Below are 15,239 nucleotides of genomic sequence, written 5' to 3'. Positions count from 1 at the left end.
CCTCTGAATGCCGTACGCTGCCGCCATGCCCGATCACAGTCCCGCCGACTCGACCGCCCCGCTCACCGGCGAGGACCTGGAGGCATGGGCCGCTCTGGCGACCGTGCTCGAGTGGCTGCCTCCGGCCCTGGACAGCCAGCTCCAGCGCGACGCGGAGCTGACCCACTTCGAGTACGGCGTCCTGTACGCCCTCGCGGAGTCGCCCGACCGCACCCTCCGCATGAGCGTGCTGGCCGGGTACGCCAACAGCACACTGTCGCGGCTCTCGCGAGCCGCCACGCGCTTGGAGTCGCGAGGGTGGCTGCGCCGCACCCCCGACCCGGCCGACGGGCGCTTCACCCTGGCCATCCTCACCGAGTCCGGCGCGGAGAAGGTCCGCCAGGCCTCACCCGGCCACGTACAGGTCGTCCGCAGGCTCGTGCTCGACCGACTGACGACGGCGCAGACGCGACAGCTGCGCGAGATCGGCCGTCGGATCATGCAGGGCATCCGCGAGGAGGAGGGGTGGGTGCCCGCGACCGACGTCAGCCCATGACGCGCCGCGTCAGGCGGGGCGGTCGAACTCCACGAGCATGATGCGACTGCCGAGCCAGTCCTCGAGCCTGGTCGGTGCAATGGTGCCTGGATCGTGGGTTGGTTGAGCGCTAGCAACGGCCCGGATCTAGGAGCTCGTCGCGGACATGAAGAAGGCCCCTCGCCGGGCTTCTCGCCTGGCCAGGGGCCTATCTCTCCCTTACACGTTCTGCGCGCCTGTAGGGATTCGAACCCCAAACCTTCTGATCCGTAGGGACCCGGACCGTGCCGTTTCCGCGCTGTTGAGCGGGATGACTGGCCCGAAACACCCGAGAAATCGGGTCTCGGCCGACGTTTTCGAGTGCTTTGGCGGGGAGTCAGGCGGGGAGACTCCAAACGCTCCGTGGCGGCTCCTGGTGGTCCTGATCGTTCTAGCTCTCAAGCACGCTGGGGCTGCAGGTGGCAGGGGTAAGCGCTGGGTCCTCCCGAGAGTGGCCCCATATGCGGGGGCCTGGGGGCTTGCCCCCACGCTGCCCAACATCATCGAGCCGGAAAGCGTCGCGGGGAGTGTCCCCACCGGCAGCAGCGCCCACCTCCCCCTCGTCATCAGCCGACTCCGTAGAGCCGTGATCACCTGCCCGTCGCCAGCATCTGTGGTCGGGCTCGGGGCTGTGCGTCGTGAGAACTTTTGCCGGTGTCGGTTTAGGACTGCTGGGTTCGGGGTAAGAGCGATGTATGAGGAAACCCGTGGTGGAGTATCCGGCCGAGCTGTTGGACGATCCGTCGCTGCCGTTGCCGGAGCGGGTCGAACGGAGGATGGCTCGGGACGATCTCGATTGGGAGGCGTGGCAGGAGGCGTACGGGAACGTCAGGGCTTTGCCGTTCGGCGAGGTGCCGTTTCCGGTTGAGGAGGACGAGCCGGGTTGGTCGACGCCTGGAGAGTGAGCGCTTGGTCTGCGGACTGAGCGCTCTTCTCGTTTTGGCCCGGTGCCGTCGGGACGGGGGTGCGCGGGAGGGACCGGCCGCCAGGCCGCATGCCCGGGAGCGCGGGGGTCCCTGGCCCGCCGGCGGCGGGCCTGCGCGCGGAGCGCGCCTTGAGTCAGTAGAGAAAGTTCTCACGCCGCCGACCTGATACCCGATATGCGGGAGGGGTGACATGTGACGTCGGCGCGTGCGGGGCAGGCGGCACTACGTTCGCGGGCATGGATCGTTCGTTCGACAACGCGGCCAGCCGCCTCCGGTACTGGATCGATCTGTTCATGGAGAAACCTGGAGGCGATCTCCTCGTCAACGCAGCGGCCGACATCCTCGAGGTCGATGCCGACTTTGTTTCGGGCCGAGCGGAGGTCATGCGCTTGGGCGCAGCGCTAGCTGATATGTGCGCAGAGGTCCGTCGCGAGGTCGAAAAGCTCCCGCCCGACTCGCATCCAGACTTGCTACTCGCCGACTTTGGCCAAGTCGAGGCGGCTGTAGATGTCTTCACAGTGTCACGTCACCAAAGTGTTTCGGGCTTGACCGCCCAGATCGACGCTGCCGGTCATCGAGGTTTGGAGATGATCGATCGTCATCTGCATACCAAGCGTGCGCAGACGTGGATCGCGGATAGCGTTCGACTGGAGTTGATCGACCTGGTCGAGGAGCTGATGGATCAGGTCTATCGGACGGACGTGCTAGACGAAGAGGTGAAGGCCTTCGTCCTGATTCGACTCGAAGCGGTCGAGAAGGCGCTCCGTGATGCTCTACTCACCGGCACGCCCGGGATCGAGCACGCTACTGAGGCGCTTATCGGATCGATGCACCGAAGACGAGACGTGTGGAATCAGATTAAGGACACACCGTTCGGCGATCGGATCCGGAAGGTGAGTCTGGCGTTGTGCTTTGCACTCGGGGCCGCGAACGGCGTGCCCGCGCTCATGCCGGGCGACGACGGGCAGCAGCCGGAGGACTCACAAGTTGAGATCCAGAAGGATCCGCTCATCGACATCGGCAATATCAAGATCGAGGTTGGCCGCTCGGGCGATGTGGTCAATGTCAACCAAGGCGACGATGATGTGGTCGATGGTGAGATCGTCGAGGAGGTAGACCACGCGGACAACGAAGGTGAGGACGGTGCTACCGATAGCGATCGTTCCACACGTTGATGTCGCTCTTCGCGGGTCGCATCTCTTCGGTACTAAGCCAGTCCCACCGGATCTCGGGCCTCTCGTACGTGGTGTCAACCCAGATCACCCAAGCACGCCACCGGCCCTTGTGCAGTTCCCACTTGAGTACGAGACCGGGCATCGGCGGCGGGTAGTTCCGGCGGCGGCGGTGCACCCAGACATGCAGCCAATGCCTGGGATCAGGCCAGGCGTCGTTCTTTGGAGGGTTGGCCGACACACCTAAGAATATCGAGCACATGTTCGATTGGGGTAGGTGGGTCCTGGATGCCGGATGCGCTGGTCATCCGTAGCTCGCTGGTGTGCTAGAACGGACGTCGTGGAACTGATTCGGAAGGGCAAGGTTCGCGAGGTCTACGCGGACGGAGACGATGTAATCCTGGTCGCGTCGGACCGTGTCTCTGTGTACGACGTCGTGCTGCCGACGCCGATCCCCGACAAGGGAGCGATTCTCACTCAGCTCTCGCTGTGGTGGTTCCGGCAGTTCGCGGACCTGGTGCCGAATCACGTCATCAGTGAGGATGTCCCGGCCGAGTGGGCGGGGCGTGCGATCCGGTGTCGTCGCCTGGACATCCTGCCGGTCGAGTGCATCGCTCGGGGATACCTCGCTGGCCTAGGCCTGGAGAGCTACAAGGAGTCCGGCAGCATCTCAGGCGTCGAACTTCCACCTGGCCTGGTCGAGGCCGACAAGCTGCCGTCACCCGTGTTCACGCCGTCGACCAAGGCCGAGCAGGGCGAGCACGACGAGTTCATGACGGTCAGAGCAGTCCGCGACCTGGTGGGCGCCGAAACTGCGCAGCAGCTCGAAGACCTGACGCTCAAGATCTATGGGCGCGGCGCGGAGATCGCTCGCGAGCGCGGCGTGATCATTGCCGACACCAAGTTCGAGTTCGGCCGCGACGCTACCGGAGTCCTGACCCTTGGCGATGAGGTGCTCACGCCGGACTCGTCGCGGTTCTGGAAGGTCTCCGAGTACAACCCCGGGCGCTCGCAGTGGTCTTACGACAAGCAATTCGTTCGTGACTGGTCCTCATCGCTCACAGACTGGGACCGCACAGATCCCGGTCCCGAGGTTCCCGCCGATGTCGTGGCCGAAACGCACGCCCGGTACGTCGAGATCTACGAGCAAATCACCGGCGAGAAGTGGAGTTCCTGATGTCCGAGCCAACCAACGAGACCCACGAGGTGTTTGATCCTCGTGAAATGCAGGCCGTCCACCGACGGATCCTCGCCGCGAAGGATCGTGGTGAAGAACCAACGCCCGAGGACGCCGCCTACGCGGCTCGCGTCAACGCTTCGCCGTACTCGAAGTTCGACCGCGCATGGCGCTCTGACGACGACTGATAAGGATTCCAGCATCGCTCGGGAGCTGGAGTAAGGTGAACTAGTACACCTTGCGAGATTGAGAGAACCCGTCGTGACCGTTGAGCGCTCCGAGCCGCCGTACCTGCAGATTGCCCGACAGATCCGTGAACAGATCGAGTCCGGGCAACTCGCAGTTGGCGAGCCGATCCCGTCCGCCCGTCAGATTGCGGTGAACTGGGGCGTAGCGCTGGCGACGGCGACCAAGGTGCAGGCACACCTCCGCACTGAAGGCCTGATTGAGTCGGTTCCTGGCGTGGGGTCGATCGTGACCGCGAGGAAGGAAGCCGGTGGCGGACGTTCCTACCTGAAGGCGACGAGCGCGACCGGGCTCATTTACGCAGGCACGAAGGAGGCTCGCATCCTTTCGGCGGACCTGGTCAAGGCGTCACCTGATATCGCCGCGGCGCTAGGGCTCGATCCGGGCGCTTCGGTCATCCGACGAGAGCGGGTGACACTCGCCGAAGGAGAGCCGCGCGCGATGTCGGTCAGTTGGTTGTCGGGAGACGCTGCAGAACGAGCCCCGAAGCTCTTGGAGACTGAGCGGATCCCTCGGGGAACGTTTGCATACCTCGCAGACACGCTCGGCGTCGCAGTGACGGCAGGGCGGGAGCAGATCAGCGCGACAGCGGCCGATGAGGCGCAGGCAAAGGGCCTGAACATCTCCCCCGGCGCGCCGGTACTTCTTACGCGTACTTGGTACATCACAGATGCCGGCATGGTCATCGAGTACGAGGAGGGCGTTAGCCCCGAGGGGCAATGGGTCGCCAACGAGTTCACCCTCTGACCTGCTGATTTAGCCTCCCGACGAAGAAAGTTGCCCGCTTTGCTTGCGTAGGTGTCCTAGCACACGTACAGTCGTGTCCTAGTACACCGAACAGCGGTGTTCTTACCTAAGGACTAGAGCAATGGCTATGCCGCGACGTATGAGCGTGAAGTTTGAGGGACCGTTCCCGAACGGGGCTTACGTGGTGGGTGAGGTGACCCCGGTGCTGGACTTCAACGCGGGCAAGCGGCCGGACGGGTCGATGCCGCAGAAGATCGATGAGGAGTCCGGGCTGCCGGTCTGGACCGTGCCCGTGCTGGATGCGGACCCGGATGCCCGGAAGAACGAGAAGACGGTCAACGTCAAGATCCTGGCGAAGCACCAGCCGGTGCCCCCGGCCAACGAGACGGGTCTGCCGTTCGTGCCGGTCGAGTTCGTCGGCCTGACCGCGGCTCCGTGGATCGACACCAACGGTCCGCGTCCGCGTCTGCAGTGGTCGCTGATGGCCACCGAGATGATCGCCCCGAGTGCGGCGGCCCCGGCCGGTGCCTCGAAGACTGGCACCAGCTCGACCTCCTCGAAGGCTGCCTGATGCGGGCGCACGAGCTGACTTGGGCGCTGGGCCTGCTGGAGTCCGTGACCGATGTTGAGGTCCTCTCGATCCGGGTGGACAACTTCTACCTGAGCGGACCGTGGGTCGAGGGCATCGAGATCGACGTTCACGCCGCCTCCATGGCCGATGCGGGGCGTCTGGTCGAGGAGCTGCGGCTGCGGGAGGACCACGATGCCACCCGCCTGCACACCTACGACGACGGCACGGTCAAGGAGTTCCGATATTGGCGTGGCTGGTCGGCCGATGCCTCCCAGACCGCTCCGGCCAGCGTCAGCGTGACGGCTGCCGAGATCGTCCAGGCCGAGACTCCCGAGCCGGTGGCGGCGTGAGCCTCTACCTGGTGTGGATCGGTGACGGGTCCGACCCGGCGCACCTGGCCGGACTCAACGCCGACTTCACGCTGTGCGGCCAGCCCAACGCGGGCAGCCGCTGGTCGTGGGACTACCCCGACCTGTCCACCCCGGTGTGCTCGATATGTCGCGGCAAGGCGGCAGGACTGTGACCACGGGCATCGAGCACACCCCACCTTCGCCCGCTGGCCGTCGCGTTTGGGAAGGCGTGACGGCCAGCGGGTCCCAACTCCAACAGCACTGAGAGCACTGACAGCACGGAAGGGAATGCGTGATGAGCATCAACAGCAAGGACCTGGACCTGTGGGCGCGCGCGCTCGGGGCCTCCAACGACGCCGAGGCGATGGCGGCGCTGAAGAAAATGAGCGCCAGCATGCTCGTGATCGGGGCCGAGTTCGCCAAGATGCGCCAGCAACTCTCCGGTGGAGGTGTGCCCGAGCACGACCCGGTGATGGAGGAGATCTTCAAGGCCGCGTCCACCACGATGGACGCCTCCATTGCGCTGGCTCGGGTACGAGCGGCGTTCGCCCGTCACGAGCGGGGGGCCGCCTGATGGTCACCAGCCGACGCAAGGACCTCGATGCCTGGGCACAGATCCTGGGCGTGACCAACGACGCCGACGCGATGCGGGTCCTCTCGGGCCAGTACGGCCGACTCCTGGTCATCGCGGGCGAGCTGAACGCCTTCCAGAACCGCTACACCCGCTCGGGTGCTGTGGGCGGGGACGACATCCTCCTCGCCCTCAACGACGCTGCCCGCGAGATCCTCGACGCCGCTGACGGTCTGCGGCTCCTGCGCCGCTCCTTCGAGCGCCACGAGCGAGGTGTCGCCTGATGTGGGGCATCTACGGCGGCGGCGCTGGCCTCCGCACCGACCTGGACGCCTGGGCCGATGCCCTCGGCGTACGCGGCGATGACGCTGCCTTGGGTGCGCTGCGTCGGGTCTCCTCAGATCTCAACGAGGTGACCATGCGCCTGGACCTGGTCTACGCCTCCATCGGCGGCGGCTCCTCGATCTACAGCCTGACCATCGCCGAGAACGTCCGCTCCTCACGGTCTGCGGCCTCGGCTGCGCTGACTGAGGTCGGCCTCGTTGTCGCGGCCTTCAAGCGCCACGAGAGGGGTGCGTAATGAGGAACATGGGCAAGAGCCTCGGGCTCAAACTGCTCGTGGCCATCGTCTGGGTGACCTGGTCGATCCTGCGTCGCCCCGGCCTGGTCCTGCCGCTCGCGATGCTCGGCGGCTTCACCTGGGCGCTGGTCGAGCTGGGCAAGCGTGAGGGCTGGGGCTTCGTCGCCCTCGTCATCGTCGGGTGCCTAATCTCGCTTGGGGCACCGCTGGCGGCCTGGTGGCGCTTCGCGTCGGCCTCGTTCGCCCGGTTCGTTGCTCCGGTCGGTCGACGTGCTGGCCGAGTCGCACGCAACTGGCTCTCGCGCTGGTTCTGGTACGGGCTGATGTGGGGCTTCTGGATGACCCGTTGCGGTCTGACGATCAAGGACCGCTCCGGCCACACTCTGGCGCCGCGGCTGATCAAGGTCGCCTCCACCCCGGCCATGGACCGGCTCCTGGTCCGGCTACCCGCCGGCATGGCCCCTAGCGTCCTGGTCGACGCCGACGAGACCATCGCCAACGCGATGCGTGCCTCTGAGGCCCGGGTCCGCTCGCACAAGCCGGGGATGTGCTGGCTGGAGCTGGAGAAGCGCAACCCCCTCACGAAGATGATTCCGGCCATCCCGATCCCCACCGACGCGACGGCTCTCGACGTGGCACGGCTGGATGCGGTCCACCTGGGCTACACCGACCAGCTGCAGCCCTGGACGCTCAAGATCCGAGGCAACCACGTCTTCGTCGCCGGTGAGACCGGCTCCGGCAAGGGCTCGGTGATCTGGTCCCTGATCCGCGCCCTCGCGCCGTTCGTCAAGGCGGGACTGGTGCAGTTCTGGGCCATCGACCCCAAGGGCGGGATGGAGCTGGAGTTCGGCCGCGACATGTTCAAGCGCTACGAGCGCGACAACTACGAGGCCATGGCCAAGCTCTTCGAGGACGCCGTCGGGGTCATGGACGACCGCACCATCGACCTGCGCGGCGTGGCTCGCTCCTTCACGGTCTCTAAGGAGACGCCGCTGGTGATCGTCCTGGTCGATGAGCTGGCCGACGTGACCGAGCTGAACGAGGACCGCCAGATCCAAAACCGGATCGAGACCGCCATGGGACGGCTGCTGACCAAGGGCCGCGCACCGGGGTTCTCGGTGGTCGCCTGCTCCCAGATCGTCACCAAAGACGTCGTCCGCTGGCGCGACCTGTTCACGATCAAGATCGCGCTCCGCCTCCAGACCGACGACCAGGTCGACATGACCCTCGGCGACGGCGCCCACGCCGCAGGGGCCTACTGCGAAGCCATCCCCGAAGACCTGCGAGGCATCGCCTACGTCCGCCTCGAAGGCCACGCCCAACCCGTGAGGGTCCGCGCCGCCTACGTCACCGACGAGGAGATCCAAGACATGAACAAGCACTACCCCGCCGGAGGAATCACCCTGGTCCCCACCGGCCGACGCGACCAGCACACCAACGACGCCACCGACACCCGCACGATGGAGCCCGTCGGCCTCAGCAACCTCATCGGCCTGGCGGAGTCCGACATGGTCCCCGCTGTCGCCACGACGAAGAACACCCGACCCGGCGACAACCGGCCCCCTCGCGGCCCGTCCACCCCTGGTGGCGCTCCCCGTACGCGGAAGCCCCGCAAGCCCCGTACCCGCCACGCTGACGCCTCCTCCGAGGTCGTTGCCGGTGAGATCGTCAGCTCGACCACCGATGCAGAGGTGCTGTCGTGAGTGCCCTGGACTGGATGGCTGACGGTGCCTGCACCACGCGTGAGGCTCAGGCTCTGCCCTGGACCACGGACACCATCGAGGTGCCTGAGGTCATCGTCGACCTGATGAGGGCCACATGCGACAGCTGTGCTGTCCGTTCCGCCTGCAACTCGTACGCCCTCACAGAGCGGGTTTCTGGTGGCATGTGGGCCGGACTCGACCGCGCACCTGAGCCCGTCGACCTGCTCGACCTGATCGACGCCATGCCGATGGTGGTGGCGGCATGAGGACGCTCGCTGGTGATCGCGTAGTGCTCAAGGACGTCGCCGACGGCGAGCTGTGGACGGCCGCCTGTGAGGGCTGCGACTGGACCTACCCCGACAACATCAAGCACCGGGCTGCCTACAGGGGCGACGCTGCCGTAGCCGCACGCCGCCACGCCCGCGAGTGCATCGGCAACCAAGGAACCCTGTGGTGACCAGCTCGACCCTCGATGCACCCATGGTTGCTCCGGGCATCCACAGTGACGCATCCTCCTCGACCTCGGCGGGCACTAGCTCGTTTCCGGGGTACGGAGAGGATGCGCCGCTGGATCTGTCCGGCCTCACCAACGCCGGTCTCCAGGCCGTCACCGCACGTCTCCTCGACGGCTCCTTCGACGCCTTCGCCGAGACCGCTGCGGCGGTGAAGAACTGTGCTCACCCGATCCGCCTGACCGGCCGGTCTCGGACGTTCGAGCGCTCCCAGGTCTCCGAGCTGCGTGCGGCGCTCTACAAGACCTACGGCCCTCAAGTCGCTCTTGGCGAGCCGGTCGGGTCGTTCTCCTCCGATGAGGCACCCCTCGGTGTGCTCTACCGGCCCTGCGGCAACCGCCGCGCCGACGTGTGCCCATCGTGCTCGCGCACCTACGCCCGCGACACCTTCGCCATGATCGACGCGGGTCTGTCGGGTGGCAAAACGGTCTCTGCCACGGTGGCAGACAACCCGCTGCTCTTCGCCACCCTGACTGCGCCATCGTTCGGAACCCACGCGCACCGACATGACAAGGCCGGGAAGCGCTGCCGTCCCCGTGCTCGTGACAAGGGTGCCCGCTGCCCCCACGGTCGACCGACCTCGTGTCACAAGGTCCATGACGCAGACTCCGCCATCGTTGGCGCGCCATTCTGTCCCGACTGTCACGACTGGACCACCGCCATCGTGTGGCAGTGGTGGGCACCCGAGCTGTGGCGACGCACCACCATCGAGCTCAAACGCGCCCTGGCCAAGAAGCTCGACATCGCCGAGTCACGCCTCAAGGAACGCGCCTCGGTGCAGTTCGTCAAGGTCGCCGAATACCAGACCCGGGGCCTGGTCCACTTCCATGCTCTGCTTCGTCTCGATGGCAACGACGGACCTGGATCCCCGGCACCCCTGGACGGGATCGACCTCGCCCGGCTCCTTGCCGAAACCGTCGCCAAGGTCACTTTCGAAGCGCCCCCGGTCGACCACACCGGCACCACCCGCGTCCTGTCCTGGGGCGAACAGGTCGACATCCGCGTTGTCCGTGACGGCGACCGCACCGACGATCCCGATGCAGCTCTGACACCCGGGCAGGTGGCCGGATACCTGGCCAAGTACGCCAGCAAGGACGTGGCCGGCATCCGTCTCGAGGACACCACCCGCCCGCACCTGGCGCGGCTGACCTCCACGTGTCACGACATCTTCGAGACCGCTGATGCGCTCTACGGCGGTCAGGACAACCCCTATGAGCTGATCAAGAAGTGGGCGCACATGCTCGGGTTCCGTGGCCACTTCTCGACCAAGTCGCGGCGCTACTCGATCACGCTGGGTCGCCTGCGTCGTGCCCGTGCCCGGTATCAGCAGATGGTGACCGACGCACGCCGCAACGGGGAGTCCCTGGAGCAGATCTCCACCGCTGAACTGGAAGCCCGGCTCCTAGCCGAAGACGCCGAGGAAACCACCCTCGTCATCGGCCAGTGGACCTACCAAGGCACCGGCTGGGACAACCCCGGTGACGAAGCACTCGCCCTCGCTGCTGCGGCTCGCGCTCGTGAGTACGACCAGTGGAAGGCCAAGACCAAGAACAACCGATGAGAGGACGTAGTGATGACCACCCAAGTTGAGAACGCACGGATCATGACTCAGGCCGAGGTCGCTGCCGTGCTGCGCATCCCGGAGAGCACCCTCCAGGATCTGGCCCGTCGGGGGCACAAGTCGATCCCAACGGCCTGGAAGGTCGGCCGTGCCTGGCGTTGGCTCGCTGAGGACGTTGACGCCTTCGTTCAGTCGCGCGGACAGAGGAGTGCCGCATGAGCGTCAAGAAGCGCGTCTACTCCGAGACGACACCGGAGGGGAAGACCAGGACCCGCACCGTATGGCGTGCTCGGGTGTGGACTTACCCGCCTCACGGTCCCCGTCGAGAGGTCGAGGAGGAGTTCACCACCAAGACGAAGGCTGAGGAGTGGGAGCGGAAGCAGCGTCAGAGTTCACGCGGCCGGAGCCTGGACCTGGAGCGCACGACCCTCGCGGACGCTGGCCTGTGGGAGCGGGCCGAGCCCATCCTTCGGCGCCGTCTGGCTCCCAAGACATTCGACTACTACCGCCACGGCTGGAATCTCCGCGTGCTGCCGACCTTCGGTCAGATGAAGGTGGGTCGCATCTCGGTGGGTGACGTCGAGCGCGCACAGGCACAGTGGGCCAAGGAGTCGAGCGTCCACACTGCCCGCCAGGCTCGCTATGCGCTCTCGGCGGCTCTTCGCGTCGCTGTCAAGGATGGGCTGCTTCCGGCCAATCCGGCTCGCACTGCTGAGTCCTCGAAGTCGGAGAAGCGACGGAGGCACGAGCGCAAGGTTGGCCAGACGCTCACGCCCGCGCAGCTCGACGACCTGGTGGACGCTGTCCTTGTCGACGCTGGTGAAACGTACGCTCGGATGGTCGACCTGATGGGATCGGCCGGGCTTCGGTACGGGGAAGCGGCCGCGCTCCAAGTGGCTGATATCGACTTCGGCCGACGGGTGATCGAGATTCGGCGAAGCGTCACCGAGGTCACGAAGGACGACAGCGAGGACCTGCCGCCTGAGTACTGGCGGGAGGGGAATCTCGTGTGGGGTCCTCCCAAGGGCGGCAAGGCTCGGGTGGTCCCTCTCCCAGAGCACCTAGAGGAACCTCTCCGGGCTCTCGTCGCGGGTGAACGGCGAACGGCCCAGGTCTTCCGGTCCGAGCGCACGAACTACGTGATCCGCAATAACGTGCTCAAGCGCCGCACCGACTGGGCCAAACTCGTGGCTGGTCTCGGGTTCGCCGGGTTCCGCGTCCACGATCTGCGAGCAACGGCCGCGACGAACTACCTGAGCGCGGGTGTGCCTGCCCACGTCGTACGCGACATCATGGGTCACACCGACCTTCGGGTGACGAACGGTTACGCACGTCCCCACGATGACGCGCTGACCCTCGCTGCCGCTGCCCTTCGCACCTACTCCGGGCGGCGCTCATGATCGTGGCTGGCGGGGAGAGCGGCGGGGAGCGTCCGATGATCACTCAAATGAAGAAAGCCCCTCACCGGGCGTTCTGCCTAGTCAGGGGCCTTTCCATGTGCTGCGCGCCTGTAGGGATTCGAACCCCAAACCTTCTGATCCGTAGTCAGATGCTCTATCCGTTGAGCTACAGGCGCAGTGTTACCGAAGCAACGTGTAGAAGATTAGCGGATGATGGTCCGTGACCAGAAATCGCCACGTGTGAGAAGATCTGGCGCTAGCCACAGCATCGGGGAGGTGGAGCGTGAGCAAGCGTCAACCCACGCCGTCCGGCGAGGAGAAGAACGTGAATGGCGACGGACAAGCACCCAAGACGCGGGCACTGCTCGAGGCCAAGGGCATCGAGCTCTTCGAGCTCATCGCAAGCAAGGGCGGCCTCCCTGCGGATGACCCCCGAATCAGCACCGGCGGGGAGTACGCCGAGGCGCTCGCCGCGCTCATCGAACTTGGCCTCATTCGACAGCCCACTGAGGACCCGGAGATGTGGGTCACGGTCGATCCCGCGACCGTCCAAGCGCAAGTCGTGACACCGATGACTCAGGAAGGCATCCGACTGCTTCAGGAGTCCGCGGAGTGGGCGAACGACTTCACCGCGTTGCGCAACGCGTGGCGCCGGTCGGCGCCGGCTGATGAGCGCGGGCCGTTCACGTATATCCACGGCGCAGCCATTCAGACCTTCGTCGACTCACTCGTAGCCGAGTGCGAGTTCGAGACACTCACGGCACACCCACAGGACCGCCGAGACCCCAGCGTGCTCGCCGAGACCGTCCGCAAGGACACGCAACTACTTCAACGGGGGGTGCAGATGCGGACGCTGTACCAGCACGCCGCGCGACGCAACAGCGCCACCCGCGAGTATGTGTCCGCCATCGCAGAGGCGGGCGGCGAGGTCCGGACGCTTGACGAGTTCTTCAATCGAATCATGATCTTCGACCGTCGCATCGCGATCATTCCGGGCCCAGAAGGCGTTGCCAGCGCGGTCGCCGTACGCGAGCCCGCTGTGGTGGCTTATCTCGTCGACGTATACGAGCGAGCTTGGGAACGCGCGCGCCCCTTCTCGGCGGCAGACTCGTCCACATTGAAGGACATCGCGGGGGAGCAACGGGCAATGACTCTGCGCATGCTCATCGAGGGACACTCTGATCCGGCAGCATCGAAGCGGCTGGGAGTCAGCCCCCGGACGTACGCCGGCTACGTGTCGGACCTCAAGGAAGAGTACGACGCGGACACGCGGTTCCAACTCGGCTACGAGATCGGGCGCAGCGAGACTAGCGAGGTTGACGGAAGCACGCCGCCGCCAGAAAACCACAACTGGTGATCGGCGAAGCCACCGATCACCAGCGCAGTCGGACTATTCTCAGGTCGGCCAGCTGGTGTCACTCTTGACAGCAACGACATGCGTCCAACTGGTGTCGCTCTTCTCGATGATCGGAGGCCAGCTGGTGTCTGCTTGGGCGGAGCTGCTGAACCCGCCGAGGCTGAGGACCACGGCAGCTCCCGAGGCCAGCGCGAGCGCAACCGTAGTGCGTACGTGCTTCATGTTCTTTCCTTCCCGGGTCTCGAGGCCGACCGGTGCCGAGAGGCCTACGGATTGATTATTGTGCACGTCACGGCGTTACGGATAGTTGACGTTCCGTCGTACGGTCTCGTGCAATGCACGAAATTGCAGGTCAGAATGCAGTTTGGCCCCCTCAAGAAGGGGGCCAAACGCATTGAAACTGGCGGAGGCGGAGGGATTTGAACCCTCGATGGGGTTTAAGCCCCAAACTCGATTAGCAGTCGAGCGCCATAGACCGGACTAGGCGACGCCTCCATACCGCTCGAACAGGCTACAAGACCCGCAGTCCTGGGACCAATCAGGGCGCGTCGGACGAACCCGCAGTGGTGTCGAGAGGCTTGATCGTGGCCTTCAGGTAGACCTGCAGCTCGCGTACGAACTGCTCTCGGTCGATGCTGAGGATGGTCACCGGGATCGTGGTGGCGCCACCCTTCTTGAGCCGCAGCTCCAGGCACGGCGTGCCGCCAGGCATGGTGGTCACCGCCTCCTGGATGTCGACCCAGCGAGCCTCGCGCACACCGGCACCTCGCACGAACGCGACCCGGTAGCCCTGGGCGCTGGCGCGCAGGACGTACGCCTTGTTGCGAAGCCACCAGCCGAACCCGATCACCGCGGCGACGCCGACGACGAGCGGGATGAAGATCCACGCGAAGTCGATCCGGGCCGCGATCACGACGGCCGTGCCGGCGAAGACCAGGAGCGCCAGGCCGACCATGGCGGCGCCGACGAGGCGGGCCTGCACGGATGGAGCGAGGCGGTAGTAGGTGAGCTCAGCAGATGACACGCTCTCCATTGTGGCCGACACGGGAGCCGAGAGCCGCATCGGCTTGCTCCTTTACGTGACCTAGGTCACAATCTGGTCATGACAGGTGTGCTTCCTAATATGTCGGATGCTCTTCGGGCCCTGGATACCGCTATCGCCGCTCCCCGTCCGGGGGCCAACGTCGGTCTCTGGCGCTGGTCGGTGCGCCAGCGCCTCGGAGGCGTACGTGAGGCGTTGCTGGTCCTCGACACCGGTCAGGAGTGGCATGCCCTCACCGATGTCAGCGCGCTCCGCGACCGCGGCACCCTGCTGAGCAGGCTCGCCGTCCTCGCCGACGACGTGCTCGACCGCACCGACCTCGAGGATCTCCTCCTCGAGCTGCGGCGGCTGATGATCGACGTGGATCGGCACCTGCAAGAGGTCTAAGTCTCAAGACGCCCAGCTGTGGCAGAGAGGGCGGGATTCGAACCCGCGGTAGGTCTCCCTACGACCGCTTTCAAGGCGGTTCCGATCGGCCACTCCGGCACCTCTCCATGCGCCCGTGGGCGCGTGGCCGAGTCTAGTGCGCCTGAGCCTCAGGCGCTCAACTCGACGAGAACGTCGCCCTCCTGGACGACGTCTCCGGAGGCGACCTTGACCGCCACCACGGTGCCCGGGGCCTCGGCGAGGACCGGGATCTCCATCTTCATCGACTCCAGGAGCATGACGGTGTCTCCGGCGGCCACCTTGTCCCCGGGTTGCACTCCGACGCTCATGACGTTCGCGACCATCTCGGCAGCGATCGTGGTGGGGGTTCTGCGGCTCATATCC

At 65.8% G+C, this 15,239-nt stretch carries 23 protein-coding genes and 3 tRNA genes; 20 read left to right on the top strand and 6 right to left on the bottom strand.

The annotated features are described in order from the left end of the window. Positions 1 to 25: 25 nt before the first annotated feature. From ACIO3S_RS20940 to ACIO3S_RS20855, 18 genes are all read left to right on the top strand, one after another. Entirely contained in the window at positions 26 to 535 is a 510-nt protein-coding gene (locus tag ACIO3S_RS20940) for a MarR family winged helix-turn-helix transcriptional regulator (protein WP_400467648.1), read from the top strand. Between the two features lie 713 nt (positions 536 to 1,248). Beyond that, a complete protein-coding gene (locus ACIO3S_RS20935; RefSeq protein WP_400467646.1) occupies positions 1,249 to 1,458 on the top strand; it encodes a hypothetical protein in 210 nt (69 codons plus the stop codon). A gap of 257 nt (positions 1,459 to 1,715) precedes the next feature. Continuing rightward, the gene (locus ACIO3S_RS20930; RefSeq protein ID WP_400467644.1) at positions 1,716 to 2,654 is read left to right on the top strand and encodes a hypothetical protein; all 939 of its coding nucleotides are present in this window, start codon (positions 1,716 to 1,718) and stop codon (positions 2,652 to 2,654) included. Positions 2,655 to 2,991: 337 nt separating this feature from the next. After that, positions 2,992 to 3,828 (top strand): phosphoribosylaminoimidazolesuccinocarboxamide synthase, encoded by an 837-nt coding sequence (locus ACIO3S_RS20925; RefSeq protein ID WP_400467642.1) that lies wholly within the window; start codon positions 2,992 to 2,994, stop codon positions 3,826 to 3,828. Beyond that, the gene (locus ACIO3S_RS20920; RefSeq protein ID WP_400467640.1) at positions 3,828 to 4,016 is read left to right on the top strand and encodes a hypothetical protein; all 189 of its coding nucleotides are present in this window, start codon (positions 3,828 to 3,830) and stop codon (positions 4,014 to 4,016) included. Before ACIO3S_RS20925 ends, ACIO3S_RS20920 begins: the two co-directional genes overlap by 1 nt. Positions 4,017 to 4,089: 73 nt before the next feature. Beyond that, on the top strand, positions 4,090 to 4,821 hold the full coding sequence (locus tag ACIO3S_RS20915; protein ID WP_400467638.1) for a GntR family transcriptional regulator: 732 nt from the start codon (positions 4,090 to 4,092) through the stop codon (positions 4,819 to 4,821). A gap of 139 nt (positions 4,822 to 4,960) precedes the next feature. Then, positions 4,961 to 5,392, top strand: coding sequence for a plasmid replication, integration and excision activator (locus ACIO3S_RS20910; protein WP_400467636.1), 432 nt, complete (start codon positions 4,961 to 4,963; stop codon positions 5,390 to 5,392). After that, complete coding sequence (locus ACIO3S_RS20905; protein ID WP_400467634.1) at positions 5,392 to 5,742, top strand: hypothetical protein; 351 nt, start codon at positions 5,392 to 5,394, stop codon at positions 5,740 to 5,742. The genes ACIO3S_RS20910 and ACIO3S_RS20905 overlap by 1 nt, the downstream gene beginning before the upstream one ends. Beyond that, positions 5,739 to 5,915, top strand: a complete 177-nt coding sequence (locus ACIO3S_RS20900; RefSeq protein ID WP_400467632.1) for a hypothetical protein — start codon at positions 5,739 to 5,741, stop codon at positions 5,913 to 5,915. Before ACIO3S_RS20905 ends, ACIO3S_RS20900 begins: the two co-directional genes overlap by 4 nt. Positions 5,916 to 6,037: 122 nt before the next feature. Beyond that, positions 6,038 to 6,316, top strand: a complete 279-nt coding sequence (locus ACIO3S_RS20895) for a hypothetical protein (RefSeq protein ID WP_400467630.1) — start codon at positions 6,038 to 6,040, stop codon at positions 6,314 to 6,316. Beyond that, complete coding sequence (locus ACIO3S_RS20890) at positions 6,316 to 6,597, top strand: hypothetical protein (RefSeq protein ID WP_400467628.1); 282 nt, start codon at positions 6,316 to 6,318, stop codon at positions 6,595 to 6,597. The genes ACIO3S_RS20895 and ACIO3S_RS20890 overlap by 1 nt, the downstream gene beginning before the upstream one ends. Continuing rightward, the gene (locus tag ACIO3S_RS20885) at positions 6,597 to 6,893 is read left to right on the top strand and encodes a hypothetical protein (protein ID WP_400467626.1); all 297 of its coding nucleotides are present in this window, start codon (positions 6,597 to 6,599) and stop codon (positions 6,891 to 6,893) included. Before ACIO3S_RS20890 ends, ACIO3S_RS20885 begins: the two co-directional genes overlap by 1 nt. Before the next feature lie 8 nt (positions 6,894 to 6,901). After that, a complete protein-coding gene (locus ACIO3S_RS20880) occupies positions 6,902 to 8,596 on the top strand; it encodes an FtsK/SpoIIIE domain-containing protein (protein WP_400467624.1) in 1,695 nt (564 codons plus the stop codon). Next, entirely contained in the window at positions 8,593 to 8,862 is a 270-nt protein-coding gene (locus tag ACIO3S_RS20875) for a WhiB family transcriptional regulator (RefSeq protein WP_400467622.1), read from the top strand. Before ACIO3S_RS20880 ends, ACIO3S_RS20875 begins: the two co-directional genes overlap by 4 nt. After that, positions 8,859 to 9,053: a hypothetical protein gene (locus ACIO3S_RS20870; protein ID WP_400467620.1), complete on the top strand. Its 195-nt coding sequence runs from the start codon at positions 8,859 to 8,861 to the stop codon at positions 9,051 to 9,053. Before ACIO3S_RS20875 ends, ACIO3S_RS20870 begins: the two co-directional genes overlap by 4 nt. Further along, positions 9,050 to 10,669 carry a replication initiator gene (locus ACIO3S_RS20865; protein ID WP_400467618.1) on the top strand — a complete coding sequence of 540 codons (1,620 nt, stop codon included), beginning with the start codon at positions 9,050 to 9,052 and terminating at the stop codon, positions 10,667 to 10,669. The genes ACIO3S_RS20870 and ACIO3S_RS20865 overlap by 4 nt, the downstream gene beginning before the upstream one ends. A 12-nt stretch (positions 10,670 to 10,681) precedes the next feature. Beyond that, positions 10,682 to 10,888, top strand: coding sequence for a helix-turn-helix transcriptional regulator (locus ACIO3S_RS20860; RefSeq protein WP_400467616.1), 207 nt, complete (start codon positions 10,682 to 10,684; stop codon positions 10,886 to 10,888). Next, on the top strand, positions 10,885 to 12,069 hold the full coding sequence (locus tag ACIO3S_RS20855) for a tyrosine-type recombinase/integrase (protein ID WP_400467614.1): 1,185 nt from the start codon (positions 10,885 to 10,887) through the stop codon (positions 12,067 to 12,069). Before ACIO3S_RS20860 ends, ACIO3S_RS20855 begins: the two co-directional genes overlap by 4 nt. 103 nt (positions 12,070 to 12,172) lie before the next feature. Here the strand turns inward: ACIO3S_RS20855 and ACIO3S_RS20850 are convergent. After that, positions 12,173 to 12,245: transfer RNA gene (locus ACIO3S_RS20850), tRNA-Arg, on the bottom strand. 107 nt (positions 12,246 to 12,352) lie between these two features. Here ACIO3S_RS20850 and ACIO3S_RS20845 point away from each other — a divergent pair. Next, a complete protein-coding gene (locus ACIO3S_RS20845; RefSeq protein WP_400467612.1) occupies positions 12,353 to 13,426 on the top strand; it encodes a LuxR family transcriptional regulator in 1,074 nt (357 codons plus the stop codon). Positions 13,427 to 13,465: 39 nt separating this feature from the next. Here ACIO3S_RS20845 and ACIO3S_RS20840 read toward each other — a convergent pair whose 3' ends face one another. The 3 genes from ACIO3S_RS20840 to ACIO3S_RS20830 form a co-directional block, all read right to left on the bottom strand. After that, the gene (locus ACIO3S_RS20840) at positions 13,466 to 13,648 is read right to left on the bottom strand and encodes a hypothetical protein (RefSeq protein ID WP_400467610.1); all 183 of its coding nucleotides are present in this window, start codon (positions 13,646 to 13,648) and stop codon (positions 13,466 to 13,468) included. Positions 13,649 to 13,827: 179 nt separating this feature from the next. Then, positions 13,828 to 13,921: transfer RNA gene (locus ACIO3S_RS20835), tRNA-Ser, on the bottom strand. A 43-nt stretch (positions 13,922 to 13,964) separates the two neighbouring features. Further along, complete coding sequence (locus ACIO3S_RS20830) at positions 13,965 to 14,459, bottom strand: hypothetical protein (RefSeq protein WP_350713842.1); 495 nt, start codon at positions 14,457 to 14,459, stop codon at positions 13,965 to 13,967. A gap of 90 nt (positions 14,460 to 14,549) precedes the next feature. Here ACIO3S_RS20830 and ACIO3S_RS20825 point away from each other — a divergent pair, with 90 nt between their 5' ends. Continuing rightward, entirely contained in the window at positions 14,550 to 14,855 is a 306-nt protein-coding gene (locus tag ACIO3S_RS20825; protein ID WP_160026227.1) for a hypothetical protein, read from the top strand. A 19-nt stretch (positions 14,856 to 14,874) separates the two neighbouring features. Here ACIO3S_RS20825 and ACIO3S_RS20820 read toward each other — a convergent pair. Continuing rightward, a tRNA-Ser gene (locus ACIO3S_RS20820) sits at positions 14,875 to 14,962 on the bottom strand. Positions 14,963 to 15,004: 42 nt separating this feature from the next. Continuing rightward, complete coding sequence (locus ACIO3S_RS20815) at positions 15,005 to 15,235, bottom strand: biotin/lipoyl-binding carrier protein (protein WP_400467608.1); 231 nt, start codon at positions 15,233 to 15,235, stop codon at positions 15,005 to 15,007. Positions 15,236 to 15,239: the final 4 nt, after the last annotated feature.

The sequence above is a fragment of the Nocardioides sp. NPDC087217 genome (assembly GCF_044744805.1).
In the GTDB taxonomy this organism is placed as follows: domain Bacteria; phylum Actinomycetota; class Actinomycetes; order Propionibacteriales; family Nocardioidaceae; genus Nocardioides.
This window is presented reverse-complemented; position numbering and strand designations above follow the sequence as displayed.

Bases quoted from the DNA above. Each gene is read 5' to 3' on its own strand.
- ACIO3S_RS20940 (WP_400467648.1), top strand. From the start codon at position 26: ATGCCCGATCACAGTCCCGCCGACTCGACCGCCCCGCTCACCGGCGAG.
- ACIO3S_RS20935 (WP_400467646.1), top strand. From the start codon at position 1,249: ATGAGGAAACCCGTGGTGGAGTATCCGGCCGAGCTGTTGGACGATCCG.
- ACIO3S_RS20930 (WP_400467644.1), top strand. From the start codon at position 1,716: ATGGATCGTTCGTTCGACAACGCGGCCAGCCGCCTCCGGTACTGGATC.
- ACIO3S_RS20920 (WP_400467640.1), top strand. From the start codon at position 3,828: ATGTCCGAGCCAACCAACGAGACCCACGAGGTGTTTGATCCTCGTGAA.
- ACIO3S_RS20910 (WP_400467636.1), top strand. From the start codon at position 4,961: ATGAGCGTGAAGTTTGAGGGACCGTTCCCGAACGGGGCTTACGTGGTG.
- ACIO3S_RS20905 (WP_400467634.1), top strand. From the start codon at position 5,392: ATGCGGGCGCACGAGCTGACTTGGGCGCTGGGCCTGCTGGAGTCCGTG.
- ACIO3S_RS20895 (WP_400467630.1), top strand. From the start codon at position 6,038: ATGAGCATCAACAGCAAGGACCTGGACCTGTGGGCGCGCGCGCTCGGG.
- ACIO3S_RS20890 (WP_400467628.1), top strand. From the start codon at position 6,316: ATGGTCACCAGCCGACGCAAGGACCTCGATGCCTGGGCACAGATCCTG.
- ACIO3S_RS20885 (WP_400467626.1), top strand. From the start codon at position 6,597: ATGTGGGGCATCTACGGCGGCGGCGCTGGCCTCCGCACCGACCTGGAC.
- ACIO3S_RS20880 (WP_400467624.1), top strand. From the start codon at position 6,902: ATGGGCAAGAGCCTCGGGCTCAAACTGCTCGTGGCCATCGTCTGGGTG.
- ACIO3S_RS20870 (WP_400467620.1), top strand. From the start codon at position 8,859: ATGAGGACGCTCGCTGGTGATCGCGTAGTGCTCAAGGACGTCGCCGAC.
- ACIO3S_RS20860 (WP_400467616.1), top strand. From the start codon at position 10,682: ATGACCACCCAAGTTGAGAACGCACGGATCATGACTCAGGCCGAGGTC.
- ACIO3S_RS20855 (WP_400467614.1), top strand. From the start codon at position 10,885: ATGAGCGTCAAGAAGCGCGTCTACTCCGAGACGACACCGGAGGGGAAG.
- ACIO3S_RS20840 (WP_400467610.1), bottom strand. From the start codon at position 13,648: ATGAAGCACGTACGCACTACGGTTGCGCTCGCGCTGGCCTCGGGAGCT.
- ACIO3S_RS20830 (WP_350713842.1), bottom strand. From the start codon at position 14,459: ATGGAGAGCGTGTCATCTGCTGAGCTCACCTACTACCGCCTCGCTCCA.
- ACIO3S_RS20825 (WP_160026227.1), top strand. From the start codon at position 14,550: ATGTCGGATGCTCTTCGGGCCCTGGATACCGCTATCGCCGCTCCCCGT.
- ACIO3S_RS20815 (WP_400467608.1), bottom strand. From the start codon at position 15,235: ATGAGCCGCAGAACCCCCACCACGATCGCTGCCGAGATGGTCGCGAAC.